15 protein-coding genes are annotated in these 16,245 nt (G+C 52.2%); all 15 read left to right on the plus strand.

The window, feature by feature from the left end:
• Positions 1–17: 17 nt before the first annotated feature.
• The 15 genes from fliF to NP589_RS09265 all read left to right on the plus strand — a co-directional run bounded on the left by fliF (position 18) and on the right by NP589_RS09265 (position 16,162).
• Entirely contained in the window at positions 18–1,769 is a 1,752-nt protein-coding gene (gene fliF / locus NP589_RS09195; RefSeq protein ID WP_256606721.1) for a flagellar basal-body MS-ring/collar protein FliF, read from the plus strand.
• Positions 1,762–2,772: a flagellar motor switch protein FliG gene (gene fliG, locus NP589_RS09200; protein WP_064010454.1), complete on the plus strand. Its 1,011-nt coding sequence runs from the start codon at positions 1,762–1,764 to the stop codon at positions 2,770–2,772. Before fliF ends, fliG begins: the two co-directional genes overlap by 8 nt.
• Complete coding sequence (locus NP589_RS09205; protein WP_256606722.1) at positions 2,759–3,463, plus strand: flagellar assembly protein FliH; 705 nt, start codon at positions 2,759–2,761, stop codon at positions 3,461–3,463. Before fliG ends, NP589_RS09205 begins: the two co-directional genes overlap by 14 nt.
• Positions 3,460–4,809: a flagellar protein export ATPase FliI gene (fliI, locus tag NP589_RS09210; RefSeq protein WP_256606723.1), complete on the plus strand. Its 1,350-nt coding sequence runs from the start codon at positions 3,460–3,462 to the stop codon at positions 4,807–4,809. Before NP589_RS09205 ends, fliI begins: the two co-directional genes overlap by 4 nt.
• Positions 4,809–5,261 carry a flagellar export protein FliJ gene (gene fliJ / locus NP589_RS09215; protein WP_256606724.1) on the plus strand — a complete coding sequence of 151 codons (453 nt, stop codon included), beginning with the start codon at positions 4,809–4,811 and terminating at the stop codon, positions 5,259–5,261. The genes fliI and fliJ overlap by 1 nt, the downstream gene beginning before the upstream one ends.
• A gap of 27 nt (positions 5,262–5,288) precedes the next feature.
• The gene (locus NP589_RS09220; protein ID WP_256606725.1) at positions 5,289–6,650 is read left to right on the plus strand and encodes a flagellar hook-length control protein FliK; all 1,362 of its coding nucleotides are present in this window, start codon (positions 5,289–5,291) and stop codon (positions 6,648–6,650) included.
• A gap of 140 nt (positions 6,651–6,790) precedes the next feature.
• Positions 6,791–7,216 carry a 30S ribosomal protein S6 gene (rpsF, locus tag NP589_RS09225; protein ID WP_020482465.1) on the plus strand — a complete coding sequence of 142 codons (426 nt, stop codon included), beginning with the start codon at positions 6,791–6,793 and terminating at the stop codon, positions 7,214–7,216.
• Positions 7,217–7,241: 25 nt separating this feature from the next.
• Entirely contained in the window at positions 7,242–7,472 is a 231-nt protein-coding gene (rpsR, locus tag NP589_RS09230) for a 30S ribosomal protein S18 (RefSeq protein WP_036274687.1), read from the plus strand.
• Positions 7,473–7,493: 21 nt separating this feature from the next.
• Entirely contained in the window at positions 7,494–8,402 is a 909-nt protein-coding gene (locus NP589_RS09235) for a hypothetical protein (protein ID WP_064010459.1), read from the plus strand.
• Between the two features lie 46 nt (positions 8,403–8,448).
• Complete coding sequence (rplI, locus tag NP589_RS09240; RefSeq protein ID WP_036274685.1) at positions 8,449–8,895, plus strand: 50S ribosomal protein L9; 447 nt, start codon at positions 8,449–8,451, stop codon at positions 8,893–8,895.
• A 5-nt stretch (positions 8,896–8,900) separates the two neighbouring features.
• Positions 8,901–9,842, plus strand: coding sequence for an ADP-glyceromanno-heptose 6-epimerase (gene rfaD / locus NP589_RS09245; RefSeq protein WP_256606726.1), 942 nt, complete (start codon positions 8,901–8,903; stop codon positions 9,840–9,842).
• Positions 9,843–9,980: 138 nt separating this feature from the next.
• On the plus strand, positions 9,981–11,144 hold the full coding sequence (gene nosP, locus NP589_RS09250) for a nitric oxide-sensing protein NosP (RefSeq protein ID WP_256606727.1): 1,164 nt from the start codon (positions 9,981–9,983) through the stop codon (positions 11,142–11,144).
• A complete protein-coding gene (locus NP589_RS09255; protein ID WP_256606728.1) occupies positions 11,137–12,285 on the plus strand; it encodes a sensor domain-containing diguanylate cyclase in 1,149 nt (382 codons plus the stop codon). The genes nosP and NP589_RS09255 overlap by 8 nt, the downstream gene beginning before the upstream one ends.
• A 112-nt stretch (positions 12,286–12,397) precedes the next feature.
• Positions 12,398–14,791, plus strand: coding sequence for a phosphoenolpyruvate synthase (ppsA, locus tag NP589_RS09260; RefSeq protein WP_256606729.1), 2,394 nt, complete (start codon positions 12,398–12,400; stop codon positions 14,789–14,791).
• Positions 14,792–15,223: 432 nt separating this feature from the next.
• A complete protein-coding gene (locus NP589_RS09265) occupies positions 15,224–16,162 on the plus strand; it encodes a hypothetical protein (RefSeq protein WP_256606730.1) in 939 nt (312 codons plus the stop codon).
• Positions 16,163–16,245 lie beyond the last annotated feature (83 nt).

Genomic DNA, 16,245 nt, shown 5'->3' on the forward strand with positions numbered 1-16,245 from the left:
CTAGCGGAATATAAGCCATGAGTGAACTAGACAGAAATCTACCGATGGAGGCCCATAGCCAATTAAGTATGGCGAACGCCGACAAAATGCATCCCGCCCTGAAAAGCCTGAGCAAAATGCCAATGGTTCGCCAGCTTGGTTTGATGTTGGGTTTGGCACTCAGCGTCGCAATAGGCGTGGCCGTGGTGTTGTGGTCGCAGGCTCCGTCTTACGATTTGCTGTTTTCTGGTGTGGCCGAAAAAGATTCTGCGGAAATTCTTGACGCGTTGACCAAATTGAATGTGGATTACAAAGTCGAAACCGGTTCCGGGGCAATTATGGTGCCGGCGGATAATGTCCGGGAACTGAAACTGCAATTGGCGGCGCAAGGACTGCCGCGTAGCGCCAGTTTGGGCTACGAGTTGTTGGATAAAGACAATGGCTTCGGCGCCAGCAAGAATGTCGAGCAAATGCGTTTCCAACGCGCATTGGAAGGCGAAATCGCGCTGACCATTCAAACCATCCAAAATGTTAAATCCGCGAAAGTGCTGCTGGCTATTCCGGTGCAGTCGGTATTCGTCCGCGAACGTAAAAAGCCCAGTGCCTCGGTGGTGGTGGAGCTGTATCAAGGCCGCACCCTCGAAAAAGAACAAATTGAATCCATTATCCATTTGGTCGCTTCCAGCGTACCGTTGATGGAAGCCAGTCAAGTGACGGTCGTGGATCAGAAAGGCCGCTTGTTGAACAGCAAGGAAGGCGGCGAAGACATGTCCTTGTCCAGCAAGCAGTTCGAATACAAGAAAAATATAGAAGAACATCTGCGTGGACGGATCGAAAACATCCTGACGCCATTGGTAGGCGGTGACGGCATGCGGGCGCAAATTTCTGCGGACGTTGACTTTACCGTCACCGAAAAAACCCAGGAAATGTTTAACCCGGATTTGCCAGCCTTGCGCAGCGAGCAAACCCAGGAAGAAAATAACTCGCTATCCAAAGTGCAAGGTGTACCCGGCGCGTTGTCCAATCAGCCGCCTCCTACCGGCACAGCGCCGGAAGTGGCCAGCGGCCAGGAAAAACAAGCTGCCGCGGAATCCGGTTCCGGCTCGTCCAACAAAACCGCCACCCGTAATTACGAACTGGATAAAACCATTACCCATACTAGACTGGCTACCGGTGCCTTACGACGCTTGTCGGTGGCGGTGGTGGTTGACGATAAAAAAGTGGTGCAAGCCGACGGTAAAGCTACGCTAGTTGCATACTCGCAAGAAGATCTGAATCAACTTCGCGACTTGGTCAAACAGGCAGTCGGTTATGATAACAGCCGTGGCGACCAGGTGACGGTTACCAACGTGGCATTCAGATTGCCCGATGCATTGGAAGAAGTGCCTTCCGAACCTATCTGGGAACAAGCCTGGTTTGCCAGTGCGCTGAAACAGTTGGCTGCGGTTGCCGTAGTCTTGCTGCTGATCATGGGAGTATTACGGCCGGGTCTGCGCACCTTGATTGCCAAGGAAGAGCAATTGGAAGCGCTTGAACAAGCCAAGGCAATCGCGGAAGCTACCGGCGGTGTGGTCCGCTTCGATGAGACCGGCAAGCCGGTGGCTGTCGCGGTCTCTGTCGATGAGGAAACCGGCGAAGTACGCACCATTACCACTGGCGTTGAAGATTTATTGTTACTCGAAGCCCCACAAAGCTACGAAAAACGTTTGGAATATGTCCAAAAACTGATCGACGAAGATCCTAAATTGGTCGCGCAAGTGATCAAAACCTGGTTAAAAGACGATGGCTGATCAAGAGAAATTAACGCATGCGCAACGGGCTTCGCTGCTGCTATTGGCGGTGGGACAGGATAGGGCGGCCTCGGTGTTGAAGCATATGGGACCGAAAGAAGTGCAATTGATCGGTTCGAACATGGCGCAGCTCGGGCCGATTAGCTCGGGTATGGTCGATGAGGTGCTGGAAGAGTTCATCATCGAAATCAAAAACGAAACCGGCCTGGGTCTGGATTCCGACGAGTACATCCGCAACATGCTGACCAACGCGCTGGGCGCGGATAAAGCCGGCAGTATCATTGATCGGATTCTACTGGGTGCGAACAGCAAGGGTATTGAACAGTTGAAGTGGATGGATACCCGTTCCATCGCAGACTTGATCCGTCTGGAACATCCGCAAATCATCTCCATTATTTTGTCCTTGCTGGATGCCGATCAGGCCGCCGACGTACTGACTTTGTTGCCGCAAAACATGCGCTCCGATATTTTGATGCGCATCGCCACCCTGGAAGGCGTGCAGCCCGCCGCCTTGCGCGAGTTGGACGACATTATGGAAAAGCAGTTGACCGGCAGCGATGGCGTCAAATCCTCGCAAATCGGCGGTATCGACGCGGCGGCCAACATCCTCAACTTTATCGAAAGCGGTGTCAGCGATCCGATGATGCAAGACATCAACGAAGCCAACGCCGATTTGGGTCAACGTATCCAGGATAAAATGTTTGTGTTCGGCGACTTGATCAACGTCGACGATCGCGGAATTCAAACCCTGTTGCGCGAAGTGTCCACCGATCAGTTATTGCTGGCTCTGCGCGGTGTGGAAACCGGTTTACGTGACAAAGTTTTCGCCAATATGTCCAGACGCGCGGCTGAAATGCTGCGCGACGATTTGGAAGCCGCGCCGCCTGCGCGCCTGAGCGAAGTGGAAGCAGCGCAAAAAGATATTCTGGCGATAGCCAAACGCTTGTCCGATGCCGGTGAAATAGCTTTGGGCGGCAGTGGCGGTGGCGATGAGTTCGTCTAAGAGCAATAAGTTTTCCGAGTCCGAGCTGCAAGCTCTGGATCGCTGGACTAATTTGCAGGATTTCAGTAACCCGCGTTCCGAAGCGGTCGAATTGGAAGACGTGACCGAGGTTCTGACGGCCGAGCAGATTGAAGAAATTCAGAAGCAGGCCTATGCCGAAGCGTTTGAGCAAGGTAAGCAGCAAGGCTACGCGGACGGACAAAAAGAAGGGTTTGAGGCCGGGCGCAAGCAAGGTTATGAAGAAAGCCTGCATTTGCTGCAAAAACAGGCAGCCGAGCTCACCAGTTTGCTGGAAGCGCTCAGTGAGCCCTTCAAGCAACTCGACGAATCGGTCGAGCAGGAGTTGGTGAAATTGACCATCGCCATTGCTAGTCAATTAATCCGCCGGGAATTGAAGTTGGAACCCGGCGAGATCGTCGGCGTGGTCAGAGAGGCGATCAATGCCTTGCCGCTCGCATCTCAGAAAGTCACCGTCAACTTACATCCCGAAGATGCGGCCTTGGTCCGCACCGCGTTAAAACTCGATGAAAATATGCCGCCCTGGCGCTTGCAGGAAAATCCTTTATTAAGCCGTGGCGGTTGCACCGTTGAAACCGAAGTGTCGAGAATCGATGCCAGCGTCGAAAGCCGTGTGGCCGCAGTGATCGCCACGGTACTGGGCGGCGAGCGCCGTGAGGATTTTGGGCGATGACCCCCAGTGTTGATCGTTCAGATGTGTGGCTGGCGCGCTTGCAGCCATACCGGGAAAGACTGGCTGCGGACCCGCTGGAGTTGGTGGTTGAAGGGAAATTGTCGCGTATGGTGGGTTTGACGCTGGAAGCGGAAGGCTGCCGGGCGGCGATTGGTTCGTTGTGTCAAGTAATTACCAAATCCGGCAAGATCATTACGGCCGAGGTGGTCGGTTTTGGCGGATCCCGATTATTTTTGATGCCGACCGGCGATACGCATGGTCTGGAACCCGGCTGTCGGGTGATTCCGATGGGTAAGAACAGTCTAGCGAGTGTTGGCTTCGGTCTGTTGGGCCGGGTGCTCGACGGTGCTGGTAAGCCGTTGGACAGCAAAGGTCCGCTGGATACCGATGCCAAGGTGTCCCTGGCCGGCGTCACCATCAATCCGCTCAGCCGCAAACCGATCCGCGAGGCACTCGATGTTGGCGTGCGGGCCATCAATGCCATCCTTAGCGTCGGTCGGGGTCAGCGTATGGGCTTGTTTGCCGGTACCGGCGTCGGCAAAAGCGTGTTGCTGGGGATGATGACCAAGTTCACCAACGCCGATGTGGTGGTGGTTGGTCTGGTTGGCGAGCGGGGCAGAGAGGTCAACGAATTTGTACTGAAGATCCTTGGCGAAGAAGGCTTGCGCCGAGCCGTGGTGGTGGCGTCGCCAGCTGACGATTCGCCGCTGATGCGGGTGCATGGCGCGTTGTTGGCGACCAGTATCGCCGAATATTTTCGCGACCAGGGCCTGGATGTGTTGTTGCTGATGGACTCCTTGACCCGTTATGCCCAGGCGTATCGGGAAATCGCTTTGGCGATAGACGAGCCGCCGGCTACCAAGGGCTATCCGCCGTCGGTGTTTGCGAAATTGCCGCAACTGGTGGAGCGTGCCGGTAACGGCGACGAAGGCGGTGGTTCGATTACCGCGTTTTACACGGTATTGGCGGAAGGCGACGATACCAACGATCCGATTGCCGATGCGGCGCGGGGGGTGCTGGACGGCCATGTGGTGTTGTCGCGATCCTTGGCCGAGTCCGGTCATTATCCGGCAATCGATATTGAAGCGTCGATCAGCCGGGTGATGCCGGACATCATAGAGCCGGAGCATCTGCAAATGGCGCGGGATTTGCGGCGTTTGTATTCCACCTACCAACAGAACAAGGATTTGATCAGCGTCGGTGCTTATCGGCCGGGAGCCGATCCGCGCATCGACAAGGCGATAGAAAAAAATCCGGCGATCATGGATTTTCTGCAACAAAGCATGGATGAATCGGTGGACTTGAGCCGGAGTCTGAGCGAGTTAGCGCAACTGCTGGCTAGTTGATGAAAAAGTCCCAGCGTCTGAAAGTCATCATCGACCTGCATGCGCGTCAGGAACGTGACGCTCTGGAGGCGTTGGGCATCAGCCAGCAAAAACTGCAAGAACAGCAAGCCCAGCTTGAAAATCTACAAAGTTACCGTCTGGATTATTTAGGTAAATTCGCCCTTAGACAGCAGGCCGGTATCAATATCAGCCAGTTGATGGAGTTCAGGGCCTTTGCCGACAAGCTCGACCAGGCCATCGAAAGCCAGCAGCAGACGGTCAGCAACCACGAGCGCGAGGTGCAGCGGGCGCGCAAGCGCTGGGAAGATGCGCATCAACGTACCAAAAGTTTGCAGAAAGTCAGTGATTTGGCGTTAGTTGAGGAAATGAAAGTCGAACAAAAACGCGAACAGGCCGAGCAAGACGACCGGGCTGCGCGATCAGGACGTAAGGATGGCACGGGAAGTGCTTGAGTAAACAAAAATATCAGGAGAAATGCCATGAATATCCAAGGTTTAAATCCGCTGTCTCTATTGTCCTCCGCCGAAGGTGCCGGTTCTGCTACTGCGGGTCTGCTGAGTGAAGGCGGCGGCGGGGGGTTTTCGGCGGCGTTGCTGGAGCAACTAACGCAATTGCAGAATAGCTTGCTGAGCAAGGGCGCAGCCGGTGATGCCGGATTGGCGAATTTGCAGCAGCTGGGCGGTTTGGGGGCGGACGCCCTGAATAGCCAAAGCATGCAGGATTTTACCGCTCTGTTCGGCAAGAGTTTGCCGACGGCAACCAAGCTGGGTCAGGATATTAATCTGGACGATACCATGCAAGCCTTGGCGGATGTGTTGCAATATCTGCAAGGCTTGGAGGCTGCTACGGTTACCGAGCAACAAACCCCGGTGTTACCGGCTGTCTCGGCAAATCAAGATAACTTTGCCGAGATAGCGGCAGAAAATACCGAGACCGCAAATGAGCAGGTAGAGAATGCAGCGATGCTGGCGGGGATGCAGGCTCAGCCCTTGCCGGTTGCGGATAGCGTGAATAGTGTTAACGAGGTACTAAAATCCGCGGTAGCAACCAGCGAGGCGATGTCTGCTATCAAAAACAGCCCTGAACTGTTGGGTATGGATGCCAAAAAAGAAGCGCTGTCGGCATTGAACGGCGCGGAAGAAGGGCGCAGAGGGTTGGTAGCGGAAGGTGGTTTTGCCAAAGCACTGGACGCCGAGGACGGCGCGTCTCAGCAATTTTCGCAAGACAGCGCGGCTAACGCATTTCAAAGCGAACAGAGCAATACAACCAAAAATCAAATTGGCGGTAGCGAGGCTGACGTGGGTTTGTCGAGAATGACGGCCGACATCGCCCAGCTGAATAAATCGGTAAATAATGCCGGGCAAACACCTGCGCCGGCGATAGAAAAACATTTAACTCATCCGGAATGGAACACCGATTTGGGCGAAAAATTGCTGTGGATGCATAAGCAAGCGGTGCCTTCCGCCGAAATTCGCTTGAACCCGGAGCATCTGGGGCCTATTTCTATCAAGATCGATGTGAATCAGGACCAAGCCAGTGTGGTCTTCACCGCCCAGCATGCGGCGGTCAGGGACGCCATAGAGGCGGCTATTCCCAAACTGCGGGAAATGTTGGGCGGGCAAAACTTGAATTTGGCGGATGTTAACGTTTCCCAGCAACAATCCGAACAAAGACCGGGACGCGAGTCCTTTCAAACGGCCGGCGAGCAAAATCGCGGCGGCAATAGTCGTGGCCAAGACCACGCCGATAGCGCGACAAACGATGCATCCAACACTATTCTTGATGAAATTGAAGCAGGCAGAGCCATTGCCAGCAACGGTTTATTGAGCCTGTTTGCCTAGTCTCCTCAGGCGCTGTTGAAAAATTGCTTTGCAAAAACAGCGCCTATTTCTATAATGCCCAGCTTTTTGGGGAATTTATCCCCGTCCCTTGCTTCACTATCCAGACGGATGGGAGGCTTTTAAACCCGTAAGGAGAAATCATGCGACATTATGAAATTGTCTTCTTAGTCCACCCTGACCAAAGTGCTCAGGTGCCGGCTATGATAGAACGTTATAAATCCACCGTTGAAGAAGCCGCAGGCAAAATTCACCGTCTGGAAGATTGGGGCCGTAGACATTTGGCCTACCCTATCAAAAAAATTCATAAAGCACATTACGTGTTGATGAACATCGAATGCGACCAAGCCACTCTTGAAGAACTGGAAAGCGGTTTTCGATTCAACGACGCTATCTTGCGCAGCCAAACCCTGGCGCAAAAAGCGGCCGTAACCGAGCCTTCCGCGATTGCTGTCAGCGGTAACGACGGCCAAAAAGCCGGTAGCCGCGTTAAGGAAGAAGTCGAAGAAGAAACCGAAGAAGCCGAAGTAGAAGTCGTCGAGACTGAAGTAGTAGCGGATTCCGAATAATCAACATTGAACCAAGAGAATTGTGATGGCACGTAATAACATTAGACGCAAAAAAGGTTGCCGCTTTAGCGGCGAAGACGCGATCGTAATCGATTATAAAGATCTGGATTTATTGAGCGAGTACGTTACCGAAACCGGCAAAATCATTCCTAGCCGCATCACCGGTACCAGTGCGAAGTACCAAAGACAGTTAACTTCCGCTATTAAGCAAGCGCGGTTCCTGGCTTTGTTGCCGTTCTGCGACGCACACAAGTGATTTAGCACGAGGGAATAGCGCGTGCAATTTCTGGCCACTTTCATTATGAAAGGACGGATGCAGGCCATGACGGTCGCATCCAGCCTGGCCTTGCTATCGCTGCTTTTTCCTCCTGTCAGTATTGTAAGTTCAGCCGCCGTCTCATTGGTAACGTTGAGGCGAGGGGCTAGTGAAGGCTTGTATGTGCTGATTTGCTCATGCCTGGCTGCCGCTGTGTTAAGTACCTTATTGATCGGTAATTACCAGTACGCACTGCTTTACGGTCTGGCCTTTTGGCTGCCGGTTTGGCTGATTTCGATAGTACTACGCGAGGGCCGCTATCTGACGCTGGCAATTGAAATTGCCGTGTTATTAGGTGTTGCGGTGGTGCTGGGTATTTATACGATTCAGGAGCAACCGGTACAGCTTTGGCGCGAAGTGTTGAACTTCATGCTACAGCCGATGCTGGAAGGCAAAACCGATGTGCCGCTGGAGCAAATTAAGCAGTCCGCGGAACTGTTGGCGCATTTCATGACTGGGGTTGCCGCGGCCGGCAGCGTTTACGGCCTGCTGTTTGGTTTGTTTTTGGCCAGATGGTGGCAAGCGGCGCTATACAACCCGGGCGGTTTCAGAGCCGAGTTTTTGGCCTTGAAAGGGCATGTGCATCTGACATTGATTACCTTGTTGGTGGCTGGGGTAGCGATGCTGACGTCGGGCAAAACCGCGGAGTTGTGCTGGAACGTGTTATTGGTGCTACTGGTGACCTATACGATGATAGGCACCGCCGTGTTGCACGCCACGTTTTCGGTCATGAAGGGTAGTCGTTTCATGGTGCCTTTTTTATACGTGACGTTGATGTTGATCCCGCATGTGATGGTGGTGATCGTGTTATGCGGACTGACCGACACTTGGCTGGACTTACGAAATAAACTAAAACCAAATGGGGCGTAAGCTCCCGATTTTTCGACAATCAAGTCGATCTAAGAGGTAGAAAACGATGGAAGTCATTCTTCTGGAAAAAACGGCGAACCTGGGTAACCTGGGCGACAAAGTAACCATCAAAGCAGGTTACGGCAGAAATTATCTGATTCCGCAAGGCAAAGCAGTTCCTGCAACGCCTAAAAAAATCAGAGAGTTTGAAGAGCGTCGCGCCGAGCTGGAAAAACAAGCGGCTGAAAAATTGGCGGCTGCCACAGCACGTGGCGAAGCGATCAGCAAATTGAACGTGTCTATCGCTCACAAAACCGGTGATGAAGGCCGTTTGTTCGGTTCGGTCGGTACGCAAAACATTGCAGATGCTATTACTGCTGCCGGCATTAAAGTCGAGAAACACGAAATACGTTTGCCGAACGGCGTTATCCGCAATATCGGCGAATACGACATCGCTATCAATCTGCATACCGACGTCGTTATCACGCTGCCGGTAAAAGTGGTAGCCGAGTAAAATCCGTGATCATCGTAACCGGTGGCGCCGGCTTTATCGGCAGCAATCTGGTATTGGGCCTGAATGCTCGCGGTTATGATGATATTTTAGTAGTCGACCATTTGACCAACGGTATCAAATACCGGAATTTGGTCGACTGCCAGATAGCGGATTATCTGGACAGAAGCACCTTTTTGGAACGACTCCAACAAGGTGCTTTCCAAGCAGAAACGATAGAAGCCATCTTCCATCAGGGCGCGTGTTCCAGTACGACCGAGTGGGACGGCCGTTACATGATGGACAATAATTATGAATACAGCAAAACGCTGTTTCATTATTGTCAAAGCCACAAAATCCCGTTTATTTACGCCTCCAGCGCCGCTACTTACGGTGCAGATTTAACCTTCAAGGAAGCATTGGCTTACGAAGGTCCGCTGAATGTCTACGGTTATTCCAAGTTTCAATTCGATCAGTATTTGCGCAGACACCAAAAGCTGACGGCGCAAGTAGTGGGTTTACGTTATTTCAATGTCTATGGTCCGCGTGAAGCTCATAAGGGCAGCATGGCCAGCGTCGCCTTTCATCTGAATAATCAGATTAAAGAGTCCGACGAATTACGTTTATTCGAAGGTTGCGACGGTTACGGCAACGGCGAACAGCGCCGCGACTTTGTTTATGTTGGCGACGTGGTGGATATTAATCTTTGGTTTCTGGACAATCCCCAGGTATCCGGCATCTATAATTGCGGTACCGGTCGTAGCCAGACGTTTAACGATGTCGCCAATGCCGTGATTCGTTATCACCAACGTGGGCATATCAAATACATACCGTTTCCCGAGCATCTGAAAGGTTGCTATCAAAGTTTCACCGAAGCTAATCTCGATAATCTGCGATCTACCGGGTGTCAGCATCAATTCAAAAGTGTCGAGCAAGGCGTACAACTTTATATGGAATGGTTGAACCGCTAGCGAGCGCTGTTTCGTCATCAATAAGGTGACAGTCTTAACGTAAATTCCGGCATATTTCGTTGTTTTTCTAAAGCATAGCCGTGGACCCGGTTGTAAAATATCCCTCCTTTCCGTCAACAGTAACTGCCGAGAACGCAGATGAGTCGCCGAGCGGCAATTCGCATTGCCCATTCTTGTTTATCGGACCCCCAGCGGGCGGTTGAAGAGCTTGCTTTAGGTTTGCTGCAAGCCGATGATACGGTCTTGGTTATTTTCTTTTGCTCGACTAGTTACGACCGGACTTTGCTGGCTTCCGAAATAAGACGCCGATTTCAAGGTATACAAGTCATTGGCTGCACGACCTCTGGCGAAATAGGCGATGCGGGGCTCACTCAACAAAGCCTGGTAGCTGTTGGCTTTTCCACGCCGGATTTTATCGCGGCGGGCGCGCTGATCAGCAATTTGCAACAGTTTCGAATCGCCGATGGGCATACGGTTGCAAACGAGCTATTGCATGGCTTGCAAGATAAAATTACGCATCTTAACGCCGAAAACTGCTTCGGGTTTTTGTTGGTCGATGGTTTATCGGTTCGCGAAGAGCAGGTCACGCATGCAATACAAGGCCTATTAGGCAATATCGCCATGATTGGCGGTTCGGCGGCCGACGACTTGCAGTTCCATAAAACATACGTCTACTTCGATGGCGACTTTCATACCGACAGCGCCGTGTTGTTGCTGATGCATACGTTGTTACCCTTTAAAATCTTCAAAGCGCAACATTTTGTACCGACGGCGGAAAGATTGGTGGTCACACACGCCGATGCCAGACGGCGCATCGTACATGAAATCAATGGCCTACCGGCGGCCCCGGAATACGCCAGACTCATCGGCGTTTCGGTCGAAGCGTTAAAACCTGCGCATTTTGCCGCAGCGCCGGTCGTGGTAGCTATCGATGGTAGCTTTTATGTGCGGGCGATTCGCAGTGCCAATGATGATCAAAGTCTGACTTTTTACTGTGCTATCGAGGAAGGCTTGGTGTTGAGAGTTGCGCGTGGGGTGGATCCTATCGAAAGTCTACAACAGGCTTTTGCCGAAGTTCGGGCCGAGATAGGCCAACCTCAGGTGGTTATAGCGTACGATTGCATACTCCGAAAGCTGGAACTGATACAGCGGGGCTTGGCGGCGCAAGCAGAACAAATACTTGGCAATAACAATGTGATAGGTTTCAATACCTATGGCGAACAGTTTCGCGGCGTGCATGTCAATCAGACGTTTGCCGCTGTTGCCATAGGTGCAGTTGACGGGTGCGACGGGGATGATTGAGTCGGATGCACGCGATATAGAGAGCGAATTAAAGGCGGAAATCGTTCGTCTCAATAAGGTCGTAGAAGCCTTGATGAATCGAGTGGAGCACAGTTCCACCCAGCATTGTTCCGATTTCGATCAGTTTCAAACCACCATCATGTTGGAGAGTTTGGTGCGCGCTCGGACAAAGGAATTGGAAGCGGCATTGCGGGAGAATGAGAAAATCAATCGGGCGCTGCAAGAAGCCGAGGAAAAGTTTCACCGGGTTCTGGATCAATCCTTGGTTGGCATAACGATGATTATCGAAGACCGTTTCCATTATGTGAATCCTAAGTTTGCGGAAATCTTTGATTACGAGGTCGATCAACTCTTGACTATGGGTATGATGGAATTAATCAGCGATACCGATCAGCCCGCTCTGCGCGAAGTGATGCAGAAAGCCTTAAACAAGGATCTTTCGAAAGTTAGTCTCATCGCCAATGCCGTTCGTCGGAATGGTGAGCTGATCACAGTTGAGGTATCCGGTAGTCCCGCAATTGACATAGGCGGCAAACCTGCTTTGATCGCGGTGTTGGCAGATATCAGCGAGCGCTTGCAGTCCGAGCGGCAAGTCAAAGCCTTGCATGAACAACTTCAATACCAGGCGATTCACGATCCCTTGACCGGGCTGTATAACCGGCTATTCCTAAACGAAAACTTGGAACGTGAATTGCTGTTGGCCGAGCGGCAAGGCTATCAGGTGAGCGTGGTGATGAGCGATCTGGATCATTTTAAAACGATCAACGATTGTTACGGACATCAGGCCGGCGATGCAGTGTTGAAAGTATTCGCCGATATCATGAGGCGTCATGCCCGCGCTAGTGATTTGGATTGCCGGTATGGCGGCGAAGAGTTTTTTCTGGTGTTACCGGACACCTCGCAACAAACAGCCAGTGAGCGTGCCGAATTGATACGTTCGGCGCTGGTTGCCCAGCCTGTTGCTGTTGCCGACAGTACTATTGCCGTAACTGCGTCGTTTGGCGTGGCCACATATCCGGCAAATGGCCTCTCTTCGGCGGCATTGATCGGGGCGGCGGATAAAGCGCTTTATGCTGCCAAGGACGCCGGGCGTAATCGCGTCATGTCATCTTCCCCTGCAATCGTAGTCGGCTTTTTGTAGTCCACGTTTCGGATAGCCCGACTCGGTTTGTTTCCGCTGCGAAGCTCTTGCCGATTGCTCTCAACGGCGTATGCTTATTGTTATAAGCATAACAACAGCCAAGGAGCGCATCATGTCCAAGCAAAATCAATACATCCGCTGGTTTTCTGAACTCACCATCAACGACATCCCTTTGGTTGGCGGCAAGAACGCCTCGCTCGGTGAGATGTATCGCGAGTTGGCCACGGAGGGCGTGATTGTCCCCAACGGTTTCGCGATCACCGCCGAAGCTTACCGTTATATGCTGGACCAGGCAGGTGCTTGGCCGCATTTACACGAGCTACTGGATAATGTCGATGCCGACGATGTTGCAGACTTGGCGCGCCGCGCGCAACAGGCGCGGGATCTGGTGTATGCCGCGCCCTTACCTGCCGATTTGCAACAGCAAATTCTCGATGCGTTTGGACAATTGCAGCAGCAATATCAGGAAGATTTAACCGTTGCGGTGCGCAGTTCTGCTACTGCCGAGGATTTGCCTACCGCCAGCTTTGCCGGTCAACAGGATACCTATTTAAACATTCGCGGCGGCCAGGCTTTGCTGGATGCCTGCAAGCGTTGTTTCGCCAGCTTGTTTACTGACCGGGCGATTCATTACCGGCTGGATCAGGGCTTCGATCATTTCAAAATCGGCTTGTCGATTGGTGTGATGAAAATGGTGCGTTCTGATTTGGCGGCCAGTGGCGTGATGTTTTCGCTGGATACTGAATCCGGTTTCAATGATGCGGTATTCATCACCGGAGCTTATGGTTTGGGTGAAAACGTCGTGCAGGGCGCGGTCGATCCCGACGAATTTTATGTGCATAAACCCACTTTCGCCCAAGGCTATCGAGCCGTATTGCGGCGCACGCTAGGCGCGAAAAAAATCAAGATGATTTATAGCGACGGCCGCACTCGCGAACCGATTCGTAATGTTGCCACTTCCAGTGACGAGCGCCGGCAGTTTTGTATCAATGATGCCGAAGTGCTGCAATTGGCTGACTACGCCCTAAAAATCGAACGCCATTATGGCCGGCCTATGGATATGGAATGGGCTAAAGACGGTTTGGACGGGAAGCTTTATATCGTGCAGGCCCGCCCGGAAACCGTGGCCTCGCAAAAGCTTGGTAACGTTTTGGAGCAATACCAGCTCAAGCAAGCAGGCGAAGCTATCGTCAAGGGCCATGCGGTCGGCAGCAAGATCGCGGTGGGTCAGGCGCGGGTGATAGACAACGTCGCCAAACTCGGTAGTTTCAAACCAGGCGAAGTGTTGGTGGCCGACATGACCACACCGGATTGGGAGCCGGTGATGAAAATGGCCGCCGCTATTGTTACCAATCGCGGCGGTAGAACCTGCCATGCGGCGATAATTGCCCGCGAATTGGGCGTACCGGCCGTGATAGGTTGCGAGAACGCTACGACGGCGATTACCAGTGGCAACTTGGTCACAGTATCCTGCGCGGAGGGCGATGTAGGCAAAGTTTATGCTGGACGACTGGGTTTCGAAGTTAAGCTCACCGACCTCTCGCAACTGCAGCGGCCAAAAACCAAGATCATGCTAAATCTAGGCAATCCGGAGCTGGCTTTTAGGCTCAGCTTTCTGCCTAACGACGGCGTCGGTTTGGCTCGGATGGAGTTCATCATCACCGAATACATCAAGGCGCATCCAATGGCTTTGATTCATCCCGAGAAAGTCGCAGACGCCGGCGAGCTGGAACAACTGCAGCAGTTGACCGAAGGTTATGCCAAACCGGAAGAGTTCTTCATTCAACGTCTGGCGGAAGGCGTCGGCACCATAGCGGCGGCGTTTTATCCCAAGCCGGTGGTAGTACGGATGTCGGATTTTAAAACCAACGAGTACGCGACCTTGTTGGGCGGGCGTTGGTTCGAGCGCGAAGAGGCCAATCCGATGATCGGTTTTCGCGGTGCCTCCCGCTATGTGCATCCGGCTTATGCCGAAGGGTTTGCCTTGGAATGTGCGGCAATGAAACGGGTGCGCGAGCAGATGGGCCTGAAGAATGTGGTGTTGATGATCCCTTTTTGCCGGCGGATAGAGGAGGCCGAGCGGGTATTGGCTTACATGGCGGAACTGGGTTTAAAACGTGGCGATGACGGTCTGGAAATTTACGTGATGTGCGAGATACCGAATAACGTCATCTTGATCGATGAATTCGCCAAATTATTCGATGGTTTTTCGATCGGTTCCAACGACTTGACGCAATTGACCTTGGGGGTGGACCGCGATTCGGAAATCGTCGCTAACGATTTCGACGAGCGGGATGCCGGAGTGAAGACCATGATCAAGTGGGCCGTGGAAGGCGCGCGCCGAAACGGTAGGCATTCCGGTTTATGCGGTCAGGCGCCGTCAGATTATCCGGAAATGGCCGAATATTTGGTCGAAATCGGCATCGATTCGATGAGTTTGAATCCGGATACGGTGTTGCAGACTACTCGGAGTGTGTTGGATTTGGAACGTAGATTGGGGCGCTAGCTATTATTTGCTTTTGATTGCCTTGGTCGCCCTGTTACTCATCGCCGGGTTAAATGCCAGGGATGGCTCTGTCGCCGATCAGTCAGGGTGACGACGATACAAAAACGCTCACAGATATTGCGGCTGATTTTTAAATGGAGCGTTATGCCTAAATCAGTCTTGTTCCGGAACACAGTCTGGAAAAATTTACTTGAATAAGTGGAAAAATCTGAATTATGTTATTTCACCTGTTTTTTGTGAGCTAAATCACGGATTTTGCTTGAGCGCTGAGAATAAGTAAATTCTAATTGTTTGTAATTAATACGTTTTATAGATGGCATAGGGATTGCGTTATGGAGGCAGGCGCCTGTCAGTCATGGCTTACAAGATTGTTGATCAGTCTTGGGTCCTGAGGTGCTTTCTCCCCTAACTTGAGATTTAAGGAAAAAACGTATGATCAAAACAAAATTGGCTAAGGCAGTTTCCATGGCCGTTGCTGGCGTGGCTCTATCAGCCGGCGCGACAACTGCTTCTGCCCACGTCATGTACAACACTTTCACCACCACTTCGGCCAGTTCTACGGATGGCTGGACACGGGTCAACGATATTGGTTCTACTTCTTCAACAGGCGTGTATACCCCGCCTGATGGAGTCTTTACCGGTCCGGAAAGTAAGGGAAACAGTGGTAATCTGGTACCTTGGGTCGGTACCGCTGGCGGAGCGTTGCCTTTCGGTTACGCCGGTTCTTCTCATTTGAACTGGGCCGCCCACTTGCATTCAGCGGGTTCATCTCTGACGGTTTCGGCGGCGGATGCCTTGGCGGATTACGGTGTCGCTGCCGAAATTGATACCGGTGCTGGCGCCTGGCTGGACGCTGGTGGTGTTAGCTCGACTGGCGCGCCAATCGCCCCAACAGGTTGGAGACATCAAACTGATATTGGTTTGATCAAGTCAGATGTCACACAAAAAGTGACTATTAACCTGTCAACATTAGGATCCTTCAACAATAATTTCGGTGTTACCGTATTTACGGGTATGGATACCAACACCGGTAACTATTCTCATCACGGTAGCTGGAATTGCCCAACTTGTGCTACTCCAAAACCTTTAACCGACAGTAACCCTTTTGGTACCTCGGGTTTGGCTTATTTGACCCACGATGAGTCAGTCGATGCGCTAAATGGCCTGACCTTTACCGCAGTGGCCGGTCAGATCTATTCGATTTACCTGGGTGGTAACGGCGTAGGAAGATGGAGCCAAAATGTTGCAGGTTATTCAATGGACATCACTACCTCGGCAGTACCTGTTCCCGGCGCAGTTTGGTTGTTCGGCAGCGCGATGGCCGGCCTGATCGGTTTTGGCGGTCGTCGTAAAGCAGCGGTAGCAGCTTAAGTTTGGAAATATCGCTGCAAATCTCAAAGTTTGTGGCGTTAGGATTTGTTTTTAGGATAGTTCAGGATGATTGCCACGGATGG

Origin of the sequence: Methylomonas rosea (genome assembly GCF_024505055.1) — a bacterium.
Classification (GTDB): Bacteria; Pseudomonadota; Gammaproteobacteria; order Methylococcales; family Methylomonadaceae; genus Methylomonas; species Methylomonas rosea.